This is a genomic window from Clostridium coskatii, assembly GCF_001675205.1.
GTDB lineage: Bacteria > Bacillota > Clostridia > Clostridiales > Clostridiaceae > Clostridium_B > Clostridium_B ljungdahlii.
Map to the genome: position 1 here is coordinate 41,779 of NZ_LROR01000046.1, position 16,937 is coordinate 58,715.

Genomic DNA, 16,937 nt, shown 5'->3' on the forward strand with positions numbered 1-16,937 from the left:
TAATGATATATTATATATATTGTTTAAGATTTAAAATTATTACAAGTTTGCAATGTGAGATGAGAATATTGGAACAGATAGTTATTGAATAAATATTAATTTAAAAAATATAACTATAATATTTGTTACTATGAAAAGTGGTGTATGGTATTCGGTATACCATTTGTTGATAAATTATGCTGTATTATATATTTTTAAGGCTTCAAGTAATTATAAAATGTTTTGAATTTATTTCTATGCTTATATAATATCATAGATATTTAACTATTTCAATATTTTACCTAAAAATATATTATTTGTATAATGCCATAAATAATACTAAAAGTGAGTACTTTTGTAGTCCTCACTATTTACTCTATTTATAATATTCATAAAGTATTAAAAATGTTACTATTATTTTTTTAAATATGCCATTTTCAAAAATAATTCACTGGATTTTTCAACGTGTCTCTTAGCTGAGTTATATGATTCAGCACTATTGTGCTGGCGCAAATTTTTGATAATTTCATTATGTTCAGTAAAAGCTTCCTGAAGTCGACCAGGTTTGGTGTAGGTTAGTTTTGTAAATTTACTGATATATTCACGAAGTGTACTAACAAAATAATATAAATGCGGACTTTCTGCAGCTTTATAAATAGCTTCATGAAAATTTCTATTTAATAAAGTTGATTTGGCAACGTTTCCTTTTTGGTACTCTTCTAACATTTTATTGTTAATAGAATCTAAACGATCTAGGTCACATTCTTTTATTTTTGAAGCTGCAATACTACAGCTAAGAGCTTCAAGTGATATTCTAATTATCTGAATTTCTTCTATATCTTCTTTAGTAAATCCAGAAACAACCACCCCTTTACGAGGAATATGAGTAACCAATTTCTCGAATTCAAGTTTTCTAATAGCTTCTCTTACTGGGGTCCTACTTATTTTTAATTGCTCTGCAATATTACGTTCTATAAGACGCTGACCTGGTTCTAATTTTCCATCAAGAATAGCATTACGTAAAATAGAAAATACCGAATCCCTAATATAACCCATATTATCAAATTTTATAGGTGAAAATTCATAAGTCAATTTATTCTACCTCCTTTAAAAATTACCTGACATGAAAATTGATGATATACTTTTACTACATTAAGAAAAGTATATCATCAACAGCTTTAATATGTCAATTTATAGCAATTATATTAAAAATATCTATAACTGTATAACTATGAAATTTACAATTATGATAAACTAAAAAGCTAGCTTTACTCTCAAAAGTGTCAAGAGTAAAGCTAGTTTTTTAGTTAATAGCATTTATGTATTGAACTATTTTTAGATTTCATCAGGTAGTATTGAATAATTATTCTTAATAGTAGAAAGTGTAACTATGGTTTTAGTTCTTAACACTCCCTTAATTAGTTTTATTTCATTTAAAATCTTTTCAAGAGTTTCTGTGTCTTCAGTAACAATTTTTAATGCATAATCGAAGTCACCAGTTAAATAGTGACATTCAATTATTTCATTTTCATTTTGAATAAATTCTACAAATTTTTCTGTAAAATTTGGATTTTTAAGACTTACAAACATTATTACTATGATATTTTTATTCATTTTCTTATTACTAATAATTATAGTGTATTTTTCTATTACTCCTGATGCATCAAGTTTTTTCAATCTATCACTTACGGCAGGTATTGATAATTTGATTTTACTACTTATCTCTGAAGCTGAAATTCTGGAATTTTCCTTTAGTAATTTTAATATATTAACATCTATAGCATCCATATTAAGCAAAACCTCTTTTTTAATTTATTAAATATATTATAGTATATAGTTAAAATTATTAAATATATTTTAGATAATAACATAAAAAATAAGGTTAAAATATCATTTAACCTTATTTTTTAAAAGTTTTTGTATTAAATTCATTGGATTTCTTAAAAGTTTTAATTTATACTATTCTTTTTTTTAATTCTTAGCTGCCTGTACCATAGCTTGTATATTTTTCAGTGGAGTTATAGTTCCCAAACCACAAGCTGGAGACAATATATGGACACCGCTTTTTAAACAATTTTTTGACAAGCTAGTTACTTCTTCTAAAGAACTATTTTGAAGAGAAAAAGTGCTTACATTTCCCATTATGGCTTTATTTGTTACATTTTCACACATTTGCTTTATGCTAGTTACAGCATCAAAACTTATAGCATCACTATGAAGTTCATTTAATTCCTTGTAAATACTTTTTAATCTTCCACATATATGAACTATAATACCGTATTTTGAATATTTATTTAATCCATCAATTATTTTATTTATATAAAAGAGTCCATATTTTCTAAAAGTGCTAGGACCTAATATTTCACCTGTTCCGCTTGGATCTGAAATAGTAATTAAATCAGCTCCTGCATTTAACTGTGCCTTTCCAAAGTTTATAAGATTATCAGTTACAAAATCCATCATTTCATGGGATTCTTTTGGTTTTACTATAAGTTCCTTATAATATTTAACAGGTTCCATAAGTGATGATGCGGTACTAATAGGACCTGTTAAATTAGCTATAATAGGCACATCTGTATTCTTGTCTTTTAAAAGTTTAATTGCATCTAATACTACTTGAGCTCTACCACTATTGACCTCTAATTTTTTTAATTTTCTCCATTCAGTTACTGAATTAATAGCATAAGAAGAAATTCTGGGTTCGCTTATTTTTGTTCCTAAAAATACTTTTGATCCCATACTTTCAGCTTCTATAGTCATACAAAAAGGCACTCCAAAATTTTCAAAGCCTCCATTTTCATACATACCTGCAGCCAAATCTGCCATTATTTTTGGATTTGTATGAGCTTCTGGCCATTCACAATGGGTTAAGTCCATTACTTCTTCCACTATCATATTCATCATTCCTCCAGGACATATACAAGGAGGTCTATCAACTTTTTTTCTCTTAAGAGATAATCCAAGCCTCTCTTTTTCAGATAACAAAAAACCACCAACCTTTATTTTGAATTTGTGTTATACAATAAATGATTTTACCTTTTCAACATCTATTGGGTATCCAATTTTTCTAACAGTATCCATCATTAATTGTATATTTTCTGAAGGGGTTTCTACAGGTAAACTACACCCGGACATTACCACATAACCTTTTAAACTATCGTATCCATCTAATACACATTTGGCAACTGTATTTACAATTTCTTTTTTTGTGCCTCCATACATTATATTTGAAGGATCTACATTACCCATTATTTTTACTTTATCGCCTAGTTCTTCTTTACATTCTTTTAAACTTTCTACATTGTCCATACTAAAACCACTGACACCTATTTTAGAAAGTTTTCCAACGTAGGGCCATATTTTTTTAGTTTTACCACATACATGAAGTACACATGTTTTCCCTTGAGATTGTATGAATCGTACAAGCTTTTCTAAATAAGGCATGCAGAATTTTTCAAAATGTTTTGGGCTAACTACAGTGCAAGAGGATAAAGGTTCTGAAATAGTAATAGAAAGTCCTAAACTCATTACAACTTTTGCGTATTCTATACATGTCTGTAAGGAAAGTTCACAAAGCTTATGTACGGCCTCTGGATTTTTAAAAAATAGTCTTGTCATGTTTTCTATTCCTACAAGGAAAAAGGCATTTGAAAATGGTCCTACTATACCTCCAGAACAAGCAACTTCTTTCCCAACTTTATCAACTAAATACTTCATCGCCTCAATATATACGGGCAACCTGCCATCTTTATAAGGATTTGCTATTTTTATTTTATCTATATCATCAATATTTTTTATGGCCGGTTTTAAGAGATCAGCAGTATTATCTTCTGGAAATGTAAGCTCACATCCCATAGCTTCTGCCCAAGCATATAAATCTGTGAATACTCTTAATCCATCCATATGAAATTTTTTATACGCTGCTATTTGTGCCTCAGCTATAGCTTGTCCGCTAGTATTAAAATCTGAAATCTTGCAGCCATAAATTCTTGCTACGCCGTTAGCTATATTAGGATTGCAGGGTAACCTATCTGCTTCTTGCTTTTTATTTAATGCTATAGATCTTTCTATAGGTGTCATTTGATCTTCCATAATTTTGATCTCCCCTTATATAGTTTCTGATGTTTGTTTTTTAATTAAAGCTTTAGCTCGTTTAGCGGCTTTTGAAGCATCTAAGGTATAAGCATCTGCCCCTATTTTATCTGCAAAGTTTTGAGATATAGGGCCTCCGCCCACCATGACTGATATTTTGTCTCTTATGCCCTCCTTTTTCAAAAGGTTTATTACCTCAGCCATGCCATCCATAGTGGTAGTCATAAGAGTTGAAAGTGCAATAATTGAGGCTCCTACTTCTTTGGCTTTATTTACAAAATCTATAGGGGGTATATCTCTTCCTAAGTCTATAACTTCAAATCCTTCTGTTTCCATCATTATTTTAACTAAGTTTTTACCTATATCGTGAGTGTCTCCTTCTACTACACCAATTACTACTTTAGCTTTATTTTCAGTTTCTTCTTTTTCCAAATGCGGCTTTAATATATCTAAACCAGAATACATAGCATCAGAGCACAAAAGTAGTTCAGGTATATAATATTCTTCTTCTTCATAGAGCTTTCCAGCTCTATTCATGCCGTCAGCTAATCCTTTATCTATAGCTTCATAAGCATTGATATTATTTTCTACACACTTTTTTGATATTTCTATAGTTTCCTCCTCTTGCATGTTTACTACAGAATCAGATAGTTCTTTTAATAAATCATCCTTCATAATAAAATCATCCTTTCTTAAATTTATATTTGTATATACAATTAAAAATTCAAAGCTTTTACAAAGTGATCTTGAAAATCGTCTCTTGTTGATAACTCTACTATTTTTATATTATTTCTAATAGTGCTCATCTCATTCAGCTTGTCCTCATTTATAAGGGCTGTCTTCGCTCCTTCTATAGCTGAATTACCTACAAAAGTTATTTTATTATTAAACCCTTTAGGTATAAGGCCTATTTTTTTTATACTTTCAGGATTTATATGATAGCCAAAAGCACCTGCAATCACTATTTCTTCTATAAATTCCTTATTAAATCTTCCGGTACTTAATATTACCTTTCTCTTTACTAAAGAAGCTGCTATATCTATAAGTCCACTTCCGCATATTCCCTTAGCGCTTTTATTATTTATAGTTGAATAAGTTAAATTAAGGTTATTGTCTATATCAAAACTTTCGATAGCTCCTTCTTCTGCTCTCATTCCACAGGAAATGTTCATTCCTTCTAGAGCAGGGCCTGCAGCCGTAGAAGAAGCTGCCATTTTTCCATTAGATATAGCTGCTATTTCTCCATTGGTTCCTATGTCTATAATTACGGGGGGTCTCCATTTTAAATCCAGCCGTTCTAATACATTCCATTAAAGTAGTTTTTCTTTTCACTTTAATTTCTACATCTCTATTTATAAATTTTACTAAGCACATTTTAACTTTTCTCCTCTAGCTAACTAAATGATATGTAACATTGCATAACCGTATAATACTAGTTTAATTATATTCCTATATGTGAAAATTTAACAATAATTATATGTAAAACAAATAATCAACTTGAATGATATAAGATTTTTTTATAGATAAAATTACCAATACAATCTATGATAATATTAAAATATGCAATTTATTAAAAATAAAAAGTAAAGAAGGTATTGATAAATGAATGATTTACCCCAAATATTTAATGATTTTAGTGATTCTAGAAAACAAGGATTTATAACTATAAAAAATCTAAAGGATGAGGGTAAAAAGGTTGTAGGAACTTTTTGTACTTTTACTCCATGGGAAATTATAAATGCTTCAGGAGCTTTGGCTGTTTCACTGTGTTCAAAAAGTGATGAAACCATAGAAGATGCGGAAAAGCATTTACCTAGAAATCTATGCCCGCTTATTAAATCAAGTTACGGTTTTGCTATAACGGACAAATGTCCTTATTTTTATTTCTCAGATTTAATTGTGGGAGAAACTACTTGTGATGGAAAGAAAAAGATGTATGAATACTTAGGTGAATTTAAGAATGTACATGTAATGCACCTGCCGCAGATGCCTGATGATGTTGACAGCTATAAATTATGGAAAGATGAATTGATAAAATTAAAGGAAAAGCTTGAAAAAGAATTCAATACAACTATAACTGATGAAAAGTTAAAAAATTCTATAAAACTTCGTAATAGAGAGAGAAAAGCTTTAAAGGAATTTTATGAATTAGGAAAAATGTGCCCTCCTCCAATAACAGGCATAGAGTTACTTAAAATTTTAAATGGGTCCTCTTTTAAATGGGACAAGGAAGCTTTAATCAATGACTTACATAATACAACAGCAAAAATTAAAGATGCTTATGATAAGGGAGAAAGTAAAGTATCACAAAATGCAAAGAGAATATTGATTACAGGCTGTCCAATGGGTGAGGCTACAGAGAAAGTTGTACATGCTATAGAAGATAATGGTGGAGTAGTAGTATGCTATGAAGATTGTACAGGCGTTAAGGAAATCTCTAAACTTGTAGATGAAACTAAAGATCCTATAGATGCAATCGCTGAAAAATATTTAAAAATAGGCTGTGCTTGTATGACTCCAAACAACAATAGAACAAATTTAATTTCAGAGCTTATAGATGACTATAAAATAGATGGAGTAGTAGATGTAATACTCCAGTCCTGTCATCCATACAGCGTAGAGTCTTACGGAATAAAGAAATTTGTAAATGAAGAGAAAAAAATACCATATATGGCTATCGAAACAGATTATTCAAAAACAGATGTAGGTCAGATTAAGACAAGAGTTGCTGCTTTTGTAGAAATGCTATAATTTATTCATCACCATAAACAGAGTTCTTGGCATCAGGTTGAGTTTTGACTCCACCTGATGCTTATTAACAGGCTTCTTAGTGCTTCAGCACTTAGAAGGCGTTATCCTTTAGGGAAAATCATTATCCAGGCGCGTAGCAGTGCTTATCCCCCACTTTGATAGAAGATGGGGGTGTTAGCAATGGTAGCGATCGGATAAACATATAACTATTTTAATATAAATTTAAGAAGGTGTTTAATTATATATGGAAATTAAAAAGGATTCAATGACCCCAAAAGAAAGAATGAAAACTCTATCAAAAGGCGAACCTGTTGATAGGATACCATGTACTCCTATGATGGGCGTTACTTTAGCTTCTTTTATTGGAAAAACTACTTATGAATACTATCATAATGCAGATGTAACTGCTGAACTTGAAATAGCTCTTTTTAAAAAATTTAGACATGATAGTGTTGGTGTAGGTGTTTCTCTTAGAGAAATTGCAGAAGCTATGGGAACGAAAATTATATATCCTGAAAATTCTATTTCATATGTAGACAAACCTGCTATAAAGGATATAAATGATGTATCCAAGCTTTCCCCTGCCGATCCCTATAAGGATGGAAAACTTCCAGTAAGACTTAAAGCAGTAAAAATGGTAAATGATGCTTTAGGTAAAGAAGTAAATGTCAGTTTTTCGATTCCTGCTCCTTTTACAACAGCTTCAGATTTATTAGGAACTGAAAATTTTTTAAAGGCGGTGCTTAAATATCCTAAAAAGGTTCATGAACTTTTAGACATAGTAACAGAATCTAATTTTAAAATTATAGATATTATAGCAAATATGGGAATTGGTTTTGGTATGTGTGACCCTGTTTCTTCTTCAAGTATAATAAGCAAAAGGTTATATGAGAAGTTTTCTATGCCCTATGTAAAAAAATGTGTAGATAGGATGAGAGAAAAAAGTGGTATGGGAACCTCCATGCATGTGTGTGGTAAAAGTAAAGAAATATGGAATAGTTTAATACAAACAGGAATAACCACATTGAGTATTGATAATACTGAGAATCTAGAAAAGGCTAAAAAGGCTGTTGGAGATAAGGTTTGTTTGGTTGGCAATGTATCACCAGTAGATGCTGTACGGTATGGAACTTATGATGATGTTGTACGTGAAAGCAAACTTTGTATAAAGAAAGCTTATAACAATCCAAAGGGATTTGTACTTAGTACTGGATGTCAAATTCCTATAAATTCTCCAATTGAAAATATACAGGCACTTATGGATACTGCAAGAAGTTTTGGTTCTTATCCTATAAAACCAGATTTGCTGTAGCCTATCTTGTATATAAAAAACTCCACCATTTAAAATAATGAAAAGTTTCATAGGTGGAGTTTTTATATGGGAAACAACTAGCTTAACTTTATACTTATATTATAATCACTATATTTCATCTAAGGACTTCTGTTTTGTTTCAACTCCTAAAGTGGCAATAATAAATGCTACTATTATAAGTATAAATCCAAGTGTTATAAACACAACTTTGGTATCATAATTTTTAAGTATCCATGCTACTCCATAGGGACTGAATATGGTTGCCAGTCTTCCAATAGCATTACAAAATCCAGAGCCTCTCATTCTTATATTTGTAGGAAATAATTCCGGAACGTAGATAGCAAGTCCAAGTGTAAGTAAAATATATATTATTACAGTTAAGAAAAATCCCATTGTTAATATTATTCCCATAGCATTTTGTGAAGCGTAGGCATATCCAAGTGCACCAGCTGCAAGCATAAATACAGTAAGACACCATTTACGCCCAAATTTATCTACAATAAAGCTGCCAATTAAAGCTCCAAGTGGTGCGCCTATCATCATTATAGTTGTATATCCTAGGGATTTGGAAATATTTATTCCCTTTCTCAAGAAAAACGTAGGTGCCCAACTTACAAAGGTGTATATCAAGGTGTTTATTGCAATTAGTACTACACAGCCTACAATAGTTCTCGAGATCATATTTTTACTAAATAAATCAGTAAATTTTCCTTCATCCTTATGTTTCTCTTTTTTTATTACGCTGGGCTGAGATATGGAATTTCTTGATTCCTCTTCTGCTGCACTGTAGAATATGTCTACTACATCCTGTGCATCTTTTTCCATTCCCTTTGATTCATACCATCTTGGAGATTCAGGCATACTTTTTCTAAGATACCATACAATTATGGAAAATACTCCTACAAATACAAACATCCATCTCCATCCAAATCTAGGTATTATGATATACCCTAAAAATGCAGCTGCTGGAGTAGAACAGTTTGTTATAAGAGAAAGCATGGATACCCACTTTCCTCTCGTCTTTGATGGTACAAATTCTCCAAGCAATGCATATCCTGTAACAATTTCAGCACCAAGACCAATCCCCATTATTCCTCTACAGGCTATTAAAAAAATCATATTAGGAGAAAATGCAGCCACAAGAGAGGCTCCTCCAAATATTAAAAGATTCAACTGATAGGAAAATTTACGTCCGAAACTATCCCCTAAAAATCCAGTAAGAAGTGAACCTATTAAAAGTCCTAAAAAAGTTACAGAGATAAAGGTAGCATTTAAGCCAATATTTGACCATCCACTTTTTAATAATACTCCTAAAACTCCGCCTGCCAGATATACATCAAAACCATCTAAAAATATTCCAAGGCCTATAAGCCATAATATCTTGTAATGCAATTTAGATACTGGAACATAATCCATCTTTTCAGAAATGTAACTAACTGATTCCATTAAAATACCTCCATCCAATAAGTGCAAAATTAATTTTTTTTATATATAATTTCACTGGCCAGTAAAAATTATTTTCTAAAATTGAGTATAAAAAATAGACCTTCCCATGGGGCGAAAGGTCTATCGCGGTACCACCCAAATTTATCACTTAAATAGTTTAACGGCTTCATGCCGGCACAAGTCCTACTGATTTCAGATTGCAATTTAAGGGTGAGTTTCAATATAATATAAATGTGTTTTTTCACCATGCGCACTCTCTTTAAAGTATAATTATATCTACTTGTCCCTATCATTATTTTTATAATATTAAGTTGTTAAAATAAAAAAGCGGTATTGTTTCTCTTGGAGCGAGAAACAATACCGCGGTACCATCCAAATTTTTTCTTTATAAAATAACGGATTCAACCGATACAGCCTACTGATATTTCAGCCAATAACTCGAGGATGAGTTTTCAATATATAAGTATTGTGAATTTACAGCAAACATCACTCTCTTTGAATATTATATATCTACTTGATTCCTGTCATAGTTTTTTAATTTGATTTTCTTAATTGTAGTACTAATTTAAGCTATTGTCAAATAAATTTTTTAATCTTCCTTTATCATGTTTATTAACCTATTTTAAAAAATTATATATAAGAAGTTCTATTCAAAACAAATTTTTAATATATATCAATGTAGCATGTGAATGCAAATTTTACTTTACATGTTATAAAATGTGTAAAAACGGGGGTATTAACTTATGCCAAATTACAAATTAAACATTCTCTTTAATTCAAAGGATGTTGCAACTGTTTTTGATGCAGGTCAAAATGTAGTATTATTAAAGAAAACTTCAACTGGAAATTCTGTTGCATGGGTAACATTTCAACCATTTGAAAGTAATTATGTAAGCTGGAATGATAACTATGCAATTTATGCTTCAAACTCAGAGTTAAAATCGGGAGCTACGATTGACAAGTTATCTGAAGTTAGTGCAGTTTCAAAACAATTATATACGTTTAATAAGGGAACATTTGATCCTCCTGAATCAAATTCAGATATACAAGAAGGACAATATGCTATTGAGCATAAGATGGCTGGATATGATACATTAATTTTTGGTCTAACCCAAGAAGCAAAATGTAATGGGGTTTTAGTTTCTGGAAGCCCAATTAATGCTTCTATAGTACCATTGAATCAATCTGCAAAATTCACTCCATATGAAATTGTAACAGTTTACCTTGAAGCAGATATTACTAATGGTACTGTTGTTACAAATGTTATTAGCAATTCCTTAGATGTAACATTTGGTGGAGATACTACTGAAGCTACTATTCAATACGATTCTAGCATAGGAGGATTTAAACAAATTAAATAAATATCTATATATAAAACTTTGTTAATCTTGAGCAAAGTGAAAAGAATGCTTAAATTGTAATATATTATTGGTTTGTACAGTATAAGGAAAAATTGTCTGACATATCAAATTTCTGTATACCTATATATACGTGTAAGAACAAGCTACATATTTGAATTCCTATACAATATGCGGTCTTATTTTTACACGTATCTTTATGTAATATTAGCTAATATATCTATATGTGGAATACTATCTTCTAGATTTTATCGTCACAACCTTGGTAAGGGCATTTCTGTTCTATAATAAATACTTCATTTCTTATTTTTAAAATTTTATATATTTCTTCAGCTTCTAATTCTTCAAACTTCTTTAGTTTCCAATTTAATGGTTTCCCTTCCTTTAATAATTTTTGTAGCTATTTTATTATTGCAATAACTTATATACATAAAGGTAAGAAATATTTAATAAACTAAAATGTGGAAAAGTATTGAATTTACACATGTATATACATTATAATATAAATGTTGAAGTTATAAAATTTATATTATTAGAGGTGAGTATTTATGTAGGAAGTCATTATTGACGTAAATATTCTGCAGTATTATACAAAAAATATCAATGAATCTTACTTAGCGGGAGTTTTTGTTCCTCCCACTAAGTTTAGATGAATTATCTAGGGTCGTACCTACTGTTATCTCCCACTTTGATAGAAGTGGAAGTGTTACAGTAGGTAACCATCAGATAAGAGGTTAGTTATTTAAAAAGATTAAAAAATAAATAGCTCTTTAAGAAAGTGATGTGAATTAAATGAGTAGTATTTCGCGAAGGATTGAAAAATTGCCAGTTACGCCCATGCTTTGGACAGTGCTGTTTTTGTCAGGTATTGGATGGCTGTTTGATGCCATGGATCAAGGCATGATGGCTGGTGTAATGGCCTCAATTGGAAAGTCATGGAAGCTTACTCCTGCCGATTTAGGTTTACTCGGAAGTGCTTCAGCAGTGGGAATGGCTATTGGTGCCGCTGTAGCTGGTATGGTCGCTGACAAATATGGTAGAAGAACAGTCGTTACATTTACTCTTGTTCTATATGGATTAGCCAGTGCCGTATCCGGTATTTCTCCTAACTTTAGTATATTATTGTTGCTGCGATTTTTAACTGGATTAGGGCTAGGTGGAGAGCTGCCTGCAGCATCTACTTTGGTTAGTGAATTTTCACCTGCTAAATCCCGGGGGCGGATGGTTGTTTTGTTAGAAAGTTTCTGGGCTTGGGGATGGATTGCTGCAGCTTTAATTGCTTACCTTTTGATACCAGTATATGGATGGCGTATTGGATTTTTCTTAGGAGGAATACCAGCACTGTATGCAGCCTATCTGAGAAGAAATGTTCCAGAATCTCCTCGATACTTGGAACAAAAAGGACGTCTGAAAGAAGCAGATGGAATTGTACGTAAAATGGAACAACAGGCTGGAATAATTAATAATGAAATAGCTGTAACCGATTTGTCCAAAAATAAAAAAATGAGTAGTATCACTCTTGCTGATTTATGGTCCAAAGCTTATTTTAGGCGCACCATTGTGCTGTGGGTTCTATGGTTAGGTATTAATTTTGGATATTATGGGTTTGTTTTATGGACTCCGACTCTGCTTGTTGGCAAAGGGTTCAGCTTAGTAAAGGGATTCCAATTTACATTAATTATGAGCATTGCCCAACTGCCCGGATATTACAGTGCAGCCTATCTAATAGAAAAGATTGGTCGTAAAGTAGTTCTAGTAGTCTACTTAATAGGTACCTCCTTATCAGCATATTTATTTGGTCAAGCAACATCTGCAGTTACTGTGCTTGTTTTCGGATGCCTACTTTACTTCTTCAGTCTAGGAGCTTGGGGTGCAGTGTACGCTTATACACCGGAAGTTTATCCTACACGTGTTAGAGGCAGTGGAGCCGGTTGGGCAGCTGCAATTGGCCGTATTGGTGCCATCGCTGCTCCTTACATCGTTGGATTGGTGTATGAAACTAAAGGTAAACAAGCTGGCTTCACTTATGTATTTCTTATGCTAACTATAGTGTTCGCAGTAGTTGCATTAGTAGTTGCTCTAGTTGGTATTGAAACTAAAGGTCGAGCCCTTGATGAAATAAATGTGTCTTAACTCTATCTTTTATTATGAAATCTCTTTTCCTACTATTAGAGAAGCCCAAATCTATGATTTGGGCTTCTCTGCTTAACTGGTGGATAGGGATACATTTAAATATGTTTCCATATGTTGAAAGTTATTATTTACATACATCAACCCATGTTCCAGAAGTTACGTTTGATAGTTCTTCTGGAGTAATTTTTACAGCAGAGTTACGTGAGCCAGCAGCAGGATATACATATTCGAATTTTTTAAGTGATTCATCAAGATAAGTGTCCATTTGAGTTTTTAATCCAAATGGACAAACTCCTCCTACTGGATGCCCGGTAAATTCAAGTACTTCATCAGCACTTAGCATCTTGGCTTTTGTGTGAAAATAATCTTTAAATTTTCTATTGTCAATTTTTGCATCGCCTTCTGATAATATAAGTATATTTCTATCTTTTAATTTAAAGGCCATAGTTTTAGCTATTAAAGCAGGCTCAACTCCAAGAGCGTTAGCTGCTAATTCAACGGTAGCAGTACTTTGACCCATTTCGATTATTTCAAGAGATAAATTGTTATCTTTGAAATACTGTTTTACACTTTCTAAACTCATCAAATCACTCCCAATTATGTATATTTATCTGATGGCTACCTACTGTTATCTCCCACTTCTATCAAAGCTATGCATTGCACATATTAATGGTAATTAATTACCATTAATGTTTAAAAAATAAACTCATAGATAAATTGAGCATTTTATATAGCTTAATTGGAACATACTGGTGTAAATTGATGCTTTAAAGCTCTTTTTACATCTCAAAACTTTATAATTAATGTGCCATTAATTGGTATTAATTTCTTGGCGGATACTCAAAAACCCGTATTCCATAAGGGCTTGAACAGCTTACCAATTAAATTCCAAAGTTATGTGCAATGTATAGCTTCTATCAAAGTGGGAGATACTAGAACTCTTGAGATTTAGCGATTTAGAGTTCTTATGCTGTGCATAATAGTAGCTATGCCCTTAGATAATTCATCTAGACTTAGTGAGAGAAACAAAACTCTAAAGAGAAAGCGATTATCACCAAATCAAAGATTTAGGATATCTGCTTGCACACAGCGAAAGCGACTATACCAAATCAGAGATTTGGAATATCTGCTTTTCCCACTAAGTAAGATTTATTTATTGATGAAATAATTATTAAAATTAAGTATAAATAAATACCTACTCTTTTACAAGGTAAATATTGTATGAAAATATAATCTCCAATTTCTTTCAAGACAATCATTTTATCACCTAGGGGTTACCCATGCCTTTAATTTTCCATCCATTTGCATATTTTTTCAACGTGACAAACGTACCATCTTTACTATTATCACTATTAAGCCAAGCAGTATCAACTTCCACTTCTGTTCTATTACCAACATTTTTTATGGCTAAGTGATTTTCAGAGTCTTTAAGAATAAAGGATATTGGCTTAATGTTTGCCATACCTTCAACCATAGAGTTCATTTTAACGAATTTTAGATTATAAAGAAGATCTTCCCGAGCCTTTCCTTGATCTATTCCAAGATTATCTGTAAGAGAATCAAGCATTACAGTTGGGGCTAAACATTCATAAGCTCTTGTCTTATCACCATCATTAATAGCTTTAAAATACGTTTTTACTACATCCACTGGATCAAGTGAAACAATGTCTTTATTTTTCCCAAGTTCAGTAAACAAACTCTTTTTCTGAACCCAATCTTCAAAATCTAATCCTGTAATATCCTTTAAATAATGTTTCTTCACTGAAGGACCAATTTCAAATTGATTAAAAGCTAACCAAGCACCAACTACCTTTTGATTATTAACCAATAATACTAGATTAGAAGGATATTTCTTATATTTACTGAGATCTGAAGCATCCGGAAGTTCATCAACCAAAGAATATCTCCATACATCAACAGTTGTTCCTTTTAACGGTGTCAAGTCGAGGCCTACATCTTTTGAAAACTCATTTGCTAGCTGCCAAAATAGTCCTATGGGATATTGACCTGGACCCACATTCCATGTTTTAGGAACATCAACTTTAAATTTATGTGGATTTTTTTGAACTTTTAAATCATAAAATTTTAAGAATGCTTGTGGAGTAAGATCTGACTTAACAGCATTTGTACTTTTATCGGATTTACCACATCCAGATAGCAGCATCATAAAAATTATTATGAATAAAAAAATTTTTTTCATAAACAACCTCTCTATTATTTAATATTTAGTTGCAATTAAATCAGCGGACATACATTTTAAAATAAGCTGCATACTGTAATCAACATCCAACATTATGAATAATTTCATTAGCTTTTTCTATTTCTTTGGATTCGATATATATTTCATAGTGTTCATGTCCACTTTTTCTTCCATTATGTCTTATTATTTTAGTCTTTACTTTAATACCATTGCTAATAAGCTTATATTTTATCATACAATATTTTTCTACTGTTGTAGCGAAAAAGACCATTTCCCAACTATTCCTCTTAAAATATTGAAAAAGCTTTTTTAACAAAAATATCACTTCCTCTGCTATTACCTGAAGTTTATTATATCATCTATATGTTTATTATATATAACTTATATGTATTCATCAATTATATTAGGTAGTCATAGGATAACGAGTTCTAAGCATCAGGTGGAGCCAAAACTCCATCTAATGCTTAGAACTCTGTTTACATTTAAATGATAAAAACTTACTTTATCAAAGTGAGATTTTTTTGCTTCAGTCAATAGTGTTAAATTTTAATATATTTTATTTGCCAGCAGCAGCGGAAATCATTGCTTTCACATTTTCTATCTTTGCATTTGCAGGTATATCACAACCAGATGATAGAATAAATCCTGGACCCATATCTTTTATTAGGCGAGAGCTGTAATCATATACCTCATCAGGAGTTCCAAGAACAAATTTTGAAGCCTGAACATCTCCTTTAATACACATACGATCTCCTAGTTTTTCTTTAATTTTGTAAATATCTGTAGTACCATCTGTTTCAAATACACAAGTACCTTTTGGAAACTCTTTAAAATAGTCAAGTCCACGTTCCCAATTGGAATCAGCATGAAAACTTGCAGCTGCTCCTGTCTCTATTATAGCGTCAGTTATCTTTTTAAGATTTTTCCATACAAATCTTTCCCAAAGTTTAGGATTATAGAAATCAGGACATCCTCGCCCCATAGCTATGAATACGCCTAAAGGGTCAACAGCATTTTTAATAGCTTGTTTCATTGCTTTAATGTTTGCATCAGTAATTATGTCCATTACCTCTTCTACCTTTTCAGGCATCTTTCTTATATCCATCATAAATTTTGATAGTGTACGGCCTACACTTAAGTAATCAATAGGATGTACTATTTGAACTGCACCATAAAGAGGATATCCTTCATCATTTATATTTTTCATATACTGTGGACATTTAGTTATTACTTCATTTAATACATCTAAATCTAAGTTTATCTTTGAAGCAAAATAATCATCTCTAAAAGCTTCAAATCCTTTATTTATTATAGTATCATAATCATCTGTGGTCATCAATTGGCGCTCATCAACCTGCCAGAGCATATTATCTGGGAGTTCACGTCCAGGAAGCTTCATATTTGAAAAAGATGTAGTTCCCATAGTTGATGCGAAACAAAATGAAGCTGGTGCTGCATCAACATCTCCAAACATTTTCATTCCTTTTAATATAACCCTATTTGACAAGTCTAAATCTGCTACAAAATCAGACATTTTTATACCAGTTAACTTTGGAAAAATACAAATTCCAAATGGAACAACAGGTGTCCTATCAGTCTTCTCCAACTTAATTGCTTTTTTAACTCTGTTTAAATGTTCATTATATAATTCTTCTGTAGTTTTCAT

The 16,937-nt window shown here is 31.4% G+C and carries 16 protein-coding genes and 2 other annotated features; of the genes, 4 read left to right on the forward strand and 12 right to left on the reverse strand.

Going from position 1 to position 16,937, the window contains the following annotated elements; genetic code table 11:
* Nucleotides 1-393: 393 nt before the first annotated feature.
* The 7 genes from CLCOS_RS09935 to CLCOS_RS22395 form a co-directional block, all read right to left on the reverse strand.
* The gene (locus CLCOS_RS09935) at nucleotides 394-1,071 is read right to left on the reverse strand and encodes a GntR family transcriptional regulator (RefSeq protein ID WP_063599905.1); all 678 of its coding nucleotides are present in this window, start codon (nucleotides 1,069-1,071) and stop codon (nucleotides 394-396) included.
* A gap of 243 nt (nucleotides 1,072-1,314) precedes the next feature.
* A complete protein-coding gene (locus CLCOS_RS09940) occupies nucleotides 1,315-1,767 on the reverse strand; it encodes an Lrp/AsnC family transcriptional regulator (protein ID WP_063599904.1) in 453 nt (150 codons plus the stop codon).
* A gap of 183 nt (nucleotides 1,768-1,950) precedes the next feature.
* Nucleotides 1,951-2,964 carry a methylcobamide:CoM methyltransferase MtbA gene (locus CLCOS_RS09945; RefSeq protein ID WP_063599903.1) on the reverse strand — a complete coding sequence of 338 codons (1,014 nt, stop codon included), beginning with the start codon at nucleotides 2,962-2,964 and terminating at the stop codon, nucleotides 1,951-1,953.
* A 30-nt stretch (nucleotides 2,965-2,994) separates the two neighbouring features.
* Complete coding sequence (locus CLCOS_RS09950) at nucleotides 2,995-4,071, reverse strand: uroporphyrinogen decarboxylase family protein (protein WP_013238757.1); 1,077 nt, start codon at nucleotides 4,069-4,071, stop codon at nucleotides 2,995-2,997.
* A gap of 15 nt (nucleotides 4,072-4,086) precedes the next feature.
* Nucleotides 4,087-4,746, reverse strand: coding sequence for a corrinoid protein (locus CLCOS_RS09955; RefSeq protein WP_013238758.1), 660 nt, complete (start codon nucleotides 4,744-4,746; stop codon nucleotides 4,087-4,089).
* A gap of 41 nt (nucleotides 4,747-4,787) precedes the next feature.
* A complete protein-coding gene (locus tag CLCOS_RS09960; protein WP_063599902.1) occupies nucleotides 4,788-5,285 on the reverse strand; it encodes an ASKHA domain-containing protein in 498 nt (165 codons plus the stop codon).
* Nucleotides 5,286-5,292: 7 nt separating this feature from the next.
* On the reverse strand, nucleotides 5,293-5,445 hold the full coding sequence (locus CLCOS_RS22395) for a hypothetical protein (RefSeq protein WP_156496354.1): 153 nt from the start codon (nucleotides 5,443-5,445) through the stop codon (nucleotides 5,293-5,295).
* Between the two features lie 228 nt (nucleotides 5,446-5,673).
* Here CLCOS_RS22395 and CLCOS_RS09965 point away from each other — a divergent pair, with 228 nt between their 5' ends.
* Together CLCOS_RS09965 and CLCOS_RS09970 are read left to right on the forward strand one after the other, a co-directional pair.
* A complete protein-coding gene (locus CLCOS_RS09965; protein ID WP_063599901.1) occupies nucleotides 5,674-6,822 on the forward strand; it encodes a double-cubane-cluster-containing anaerobic reductase in 1,149 nt (382 codons plus the stop codon).
* Nucleotides 6,823-7,066: 244 nt separating this feature from the next.
* Nucleotides 7,067-8,134, forward strand: a complete 1,068-nt coding sequence (locus tag CLCOS_RS09970) for a uroporphyrinogen decarboxylase family protein (protein ID WP_082853465.1) — start codon at nucleotides 7,067-7,069, stop codon at nucleotides 8,132-8,134.
* 108 nt (nucleotides 8,135-8,242) lie between these two features.
* Here the strand turns inward: CLCOS_RS09970 and CLCOS_RS09975 are convergent, their stop codons facing one another.
* Nucleotides 8,243-9,580 (reverse strand): MFS transporter, encoded by a 1,338-nt coding sequence (locus CLCOS_RS09975; protein ID WP_063599900.1) that lies wholly within the window; start codon nucleotides 9,578-9,580, stop codon nucleotides 8,243-8,245.
* Between the two features lie 104 nt (nucleotides 9,581-9,684).
* Nucleotides 9,685-9,882, reverse strand: a binding site (T-box leader).
* Between the two features lie 38 nt (nucleotides 9,883-9,920).
* Nucleotides 9,921-10,117, reverse strand: a binding site (T-box leader).
* 206 nt (nucleotides 10,118-10,323) lie between these two features.
* Here CLCOS_RS09975 and CLCOS_RS09980 point away from each other — a divergent pair.
* Together CLCOS_RS09980 and CLCOS_RS09985 are read left to right on the forward strand one after the other, a co-directional pair.
* Complete coding sequence (locus CLCOS_RS09980; protein ID WP_063599899.1) at nucleotides 10,324-10,941, forward strand: hypothetical protein; 618 nt, start codon at nucleotides 10,324-10,326, stop codon at nucleotides 10,939-10,941.
* Nucleotides 10,942-11,730: 789 nt separating this feature from the next.
* Complete coding sequence (locus tag CLCOS_RS09985; RefSeq protein ID WP_063599898.1) at nucleotides 11,731-13,071, forward strand: MFS transporter; 1,341 nt, start codon at nucleotides 11,731-11,733, stop codon at nucleotides 13,069-13,071.
* Nucleotides 13,072-13,195: 124 nt separating this feature from the next.
* On the opposite strand, the gene CLCOS_RS09990 is transcribed toward CLCOS_RS09985, so the two are convergent.
* From CLCOS_RS09990 to CLCOS_RS10005, 4 genes are all read right to left on the reverse strand, one after another.
* On the reverse strand, nucleotides 13,196-13,654 hold the full coding sequence (locus CLCOS_RS09990) for a YbaK/EbsC family protein (RefSeq protein ID WP_063599897.1): 459 nt from the start codon (nucleotides 13,652-13,654) through the stop codon (nucleotides 13,196-13,198).
* Nucleotides 13,655-14,338: 684 nt separating this feature from the next.
* Nucleotides 14,339-15,271 carry a DUF4830 domain-containing protein gene (locus CLCOS_RS09995; protein ID WP_063599896.1) on the reverse strand — a complete coding sequence of 311 codons (933 nt, stop codon included), beginning with the start codon at nucleotides 15,269-15,271 and terminating at the stop codon, nucleotides 14,339-14,341.
* Between the two features lie 79 nt (nucleotides 15,272-15,350).
* Complete coding sequence (locus CLCOS_RS10000) at nucleotides 15,351-15,587, reverse strand: hypothetical protein (protein WP_063599895.1); 237 nt, start codon at nucleotides 15,585-15,587, stop codon at nucleotides 15,351-15,353.
* Between the two features lie 240 nt (nucleotides 15,588-15,827).
* Nucleotides 15,828-16,937 (reverse strand): uroporphyrinogen decarboxylase family protein, encoded by a 1,110-nt coding sequence (locus tag CLCOS_RS10005; protein ID WP_063599894.1) that lies wholly within the window; start codon nucleotides 16,935-16,937, stop codon nucleotides 15,828-15,830.

What these genes read in the sequence shown, in the direction of transcription:
- CLCOS_RS09990 (WP_063599897.1), bottom strand. Translation starts at nt 13,654, where the DNA reads ATGAGTTTAGAAAGTGTAAAACAGTATTTCAAAGATAACAATTTATCT.
- CLCOS_RS09960 (WP_063599902.1), bottom strand. Translation starts at nt 5,285, where the DNA reads ATGGCAGCTTCTTCTACGGCTGCAGGCCCTGCTCTAGAAGGAATGAAC.
- CLCOS_RS09955 (WP_013238758.1), bottom strand. Translation starts at nt 4,746, where the DNA reads ATGAAGGATGATTTATTAAAAGAACTATCTGATTCTGTAGTAAACATG.
- CLCOS_RS10005 (WP_063599894.1), bottom strand. Translation starts at nt 16,937, where the DNA reads ATGAAAACTACAGAAGAATTATATAATGAACATTTAAACAGAGTTAAA.
- CLCOS_RS09980 (WP_063599899.1), top strand. Translation starts at nt 10,324, where the DNA reads ATGCCAAATTACAAATTAAACATTCTCTTTAATTCAAAGGATGTTGCA.
- CLCOS_RS09975 (WP_063599900.1), bottom strand. Translation starts at nt 9,580, where the DNA reads ATGGAATCAGTTAGTTACATTTCTGAAAAGATGGATTATGTTCCAGTA.
- CLCOS_RS09995 (WP_063599896.1), bottom strand. Translation starts at nt 15,271, where the DNA reads ATGAAAAAAATTTTTTTATTCATAATAATTTTTATGATGCTGCTATCT.
- CLCOS_RS09950 (WP_013238757.1), bottom strand. Translation starts at nt 4,071, where the DNA reads ATGGAAGATCAAATGACACCTATAGAAAGATCTATAGCATTAAATAAA.
- CLCOS_RS22395 (WP_156496354.1), bottom strand. Translation starts at nt 5,445, where the DNA reads ATGTGCTTAGTAAAATTTATAAATAGAGATGTAGAAATTAAAGTGAAA.
- CLCOS_RS09970 (WP_082853465.1), top strand. Translation starts at nt 7,067, where the DNA reads ATGGAAATTAAAAAGGATTCAATGACCCCAAAAGAAAGAATGAAAACT.
- CLCOS_RS09940 (WP_063599904.1), bottom strand. Translation starts at nt 1,767, where the DNA reads ATGGATGCTATAGATGTTAATATATTAAAATTACTAAAGGAAAATTCC.
- CLCOS_RS09965 (WP_063599901.1), top strand. Translation starts at nt 5,674, where the DNA reads ATGAATGATTTACCCCAAATATTTAATGATTTTAGTGATTCTAGAAAA.
- CLCOS_RS09985 (WP_063599898.1), top strand. Translation starts at nt 11,731, where the DNA reads ATGAGTAGTATTTCGCGAAGGATTGAAAAATTGCCAGTTACGCCCATG.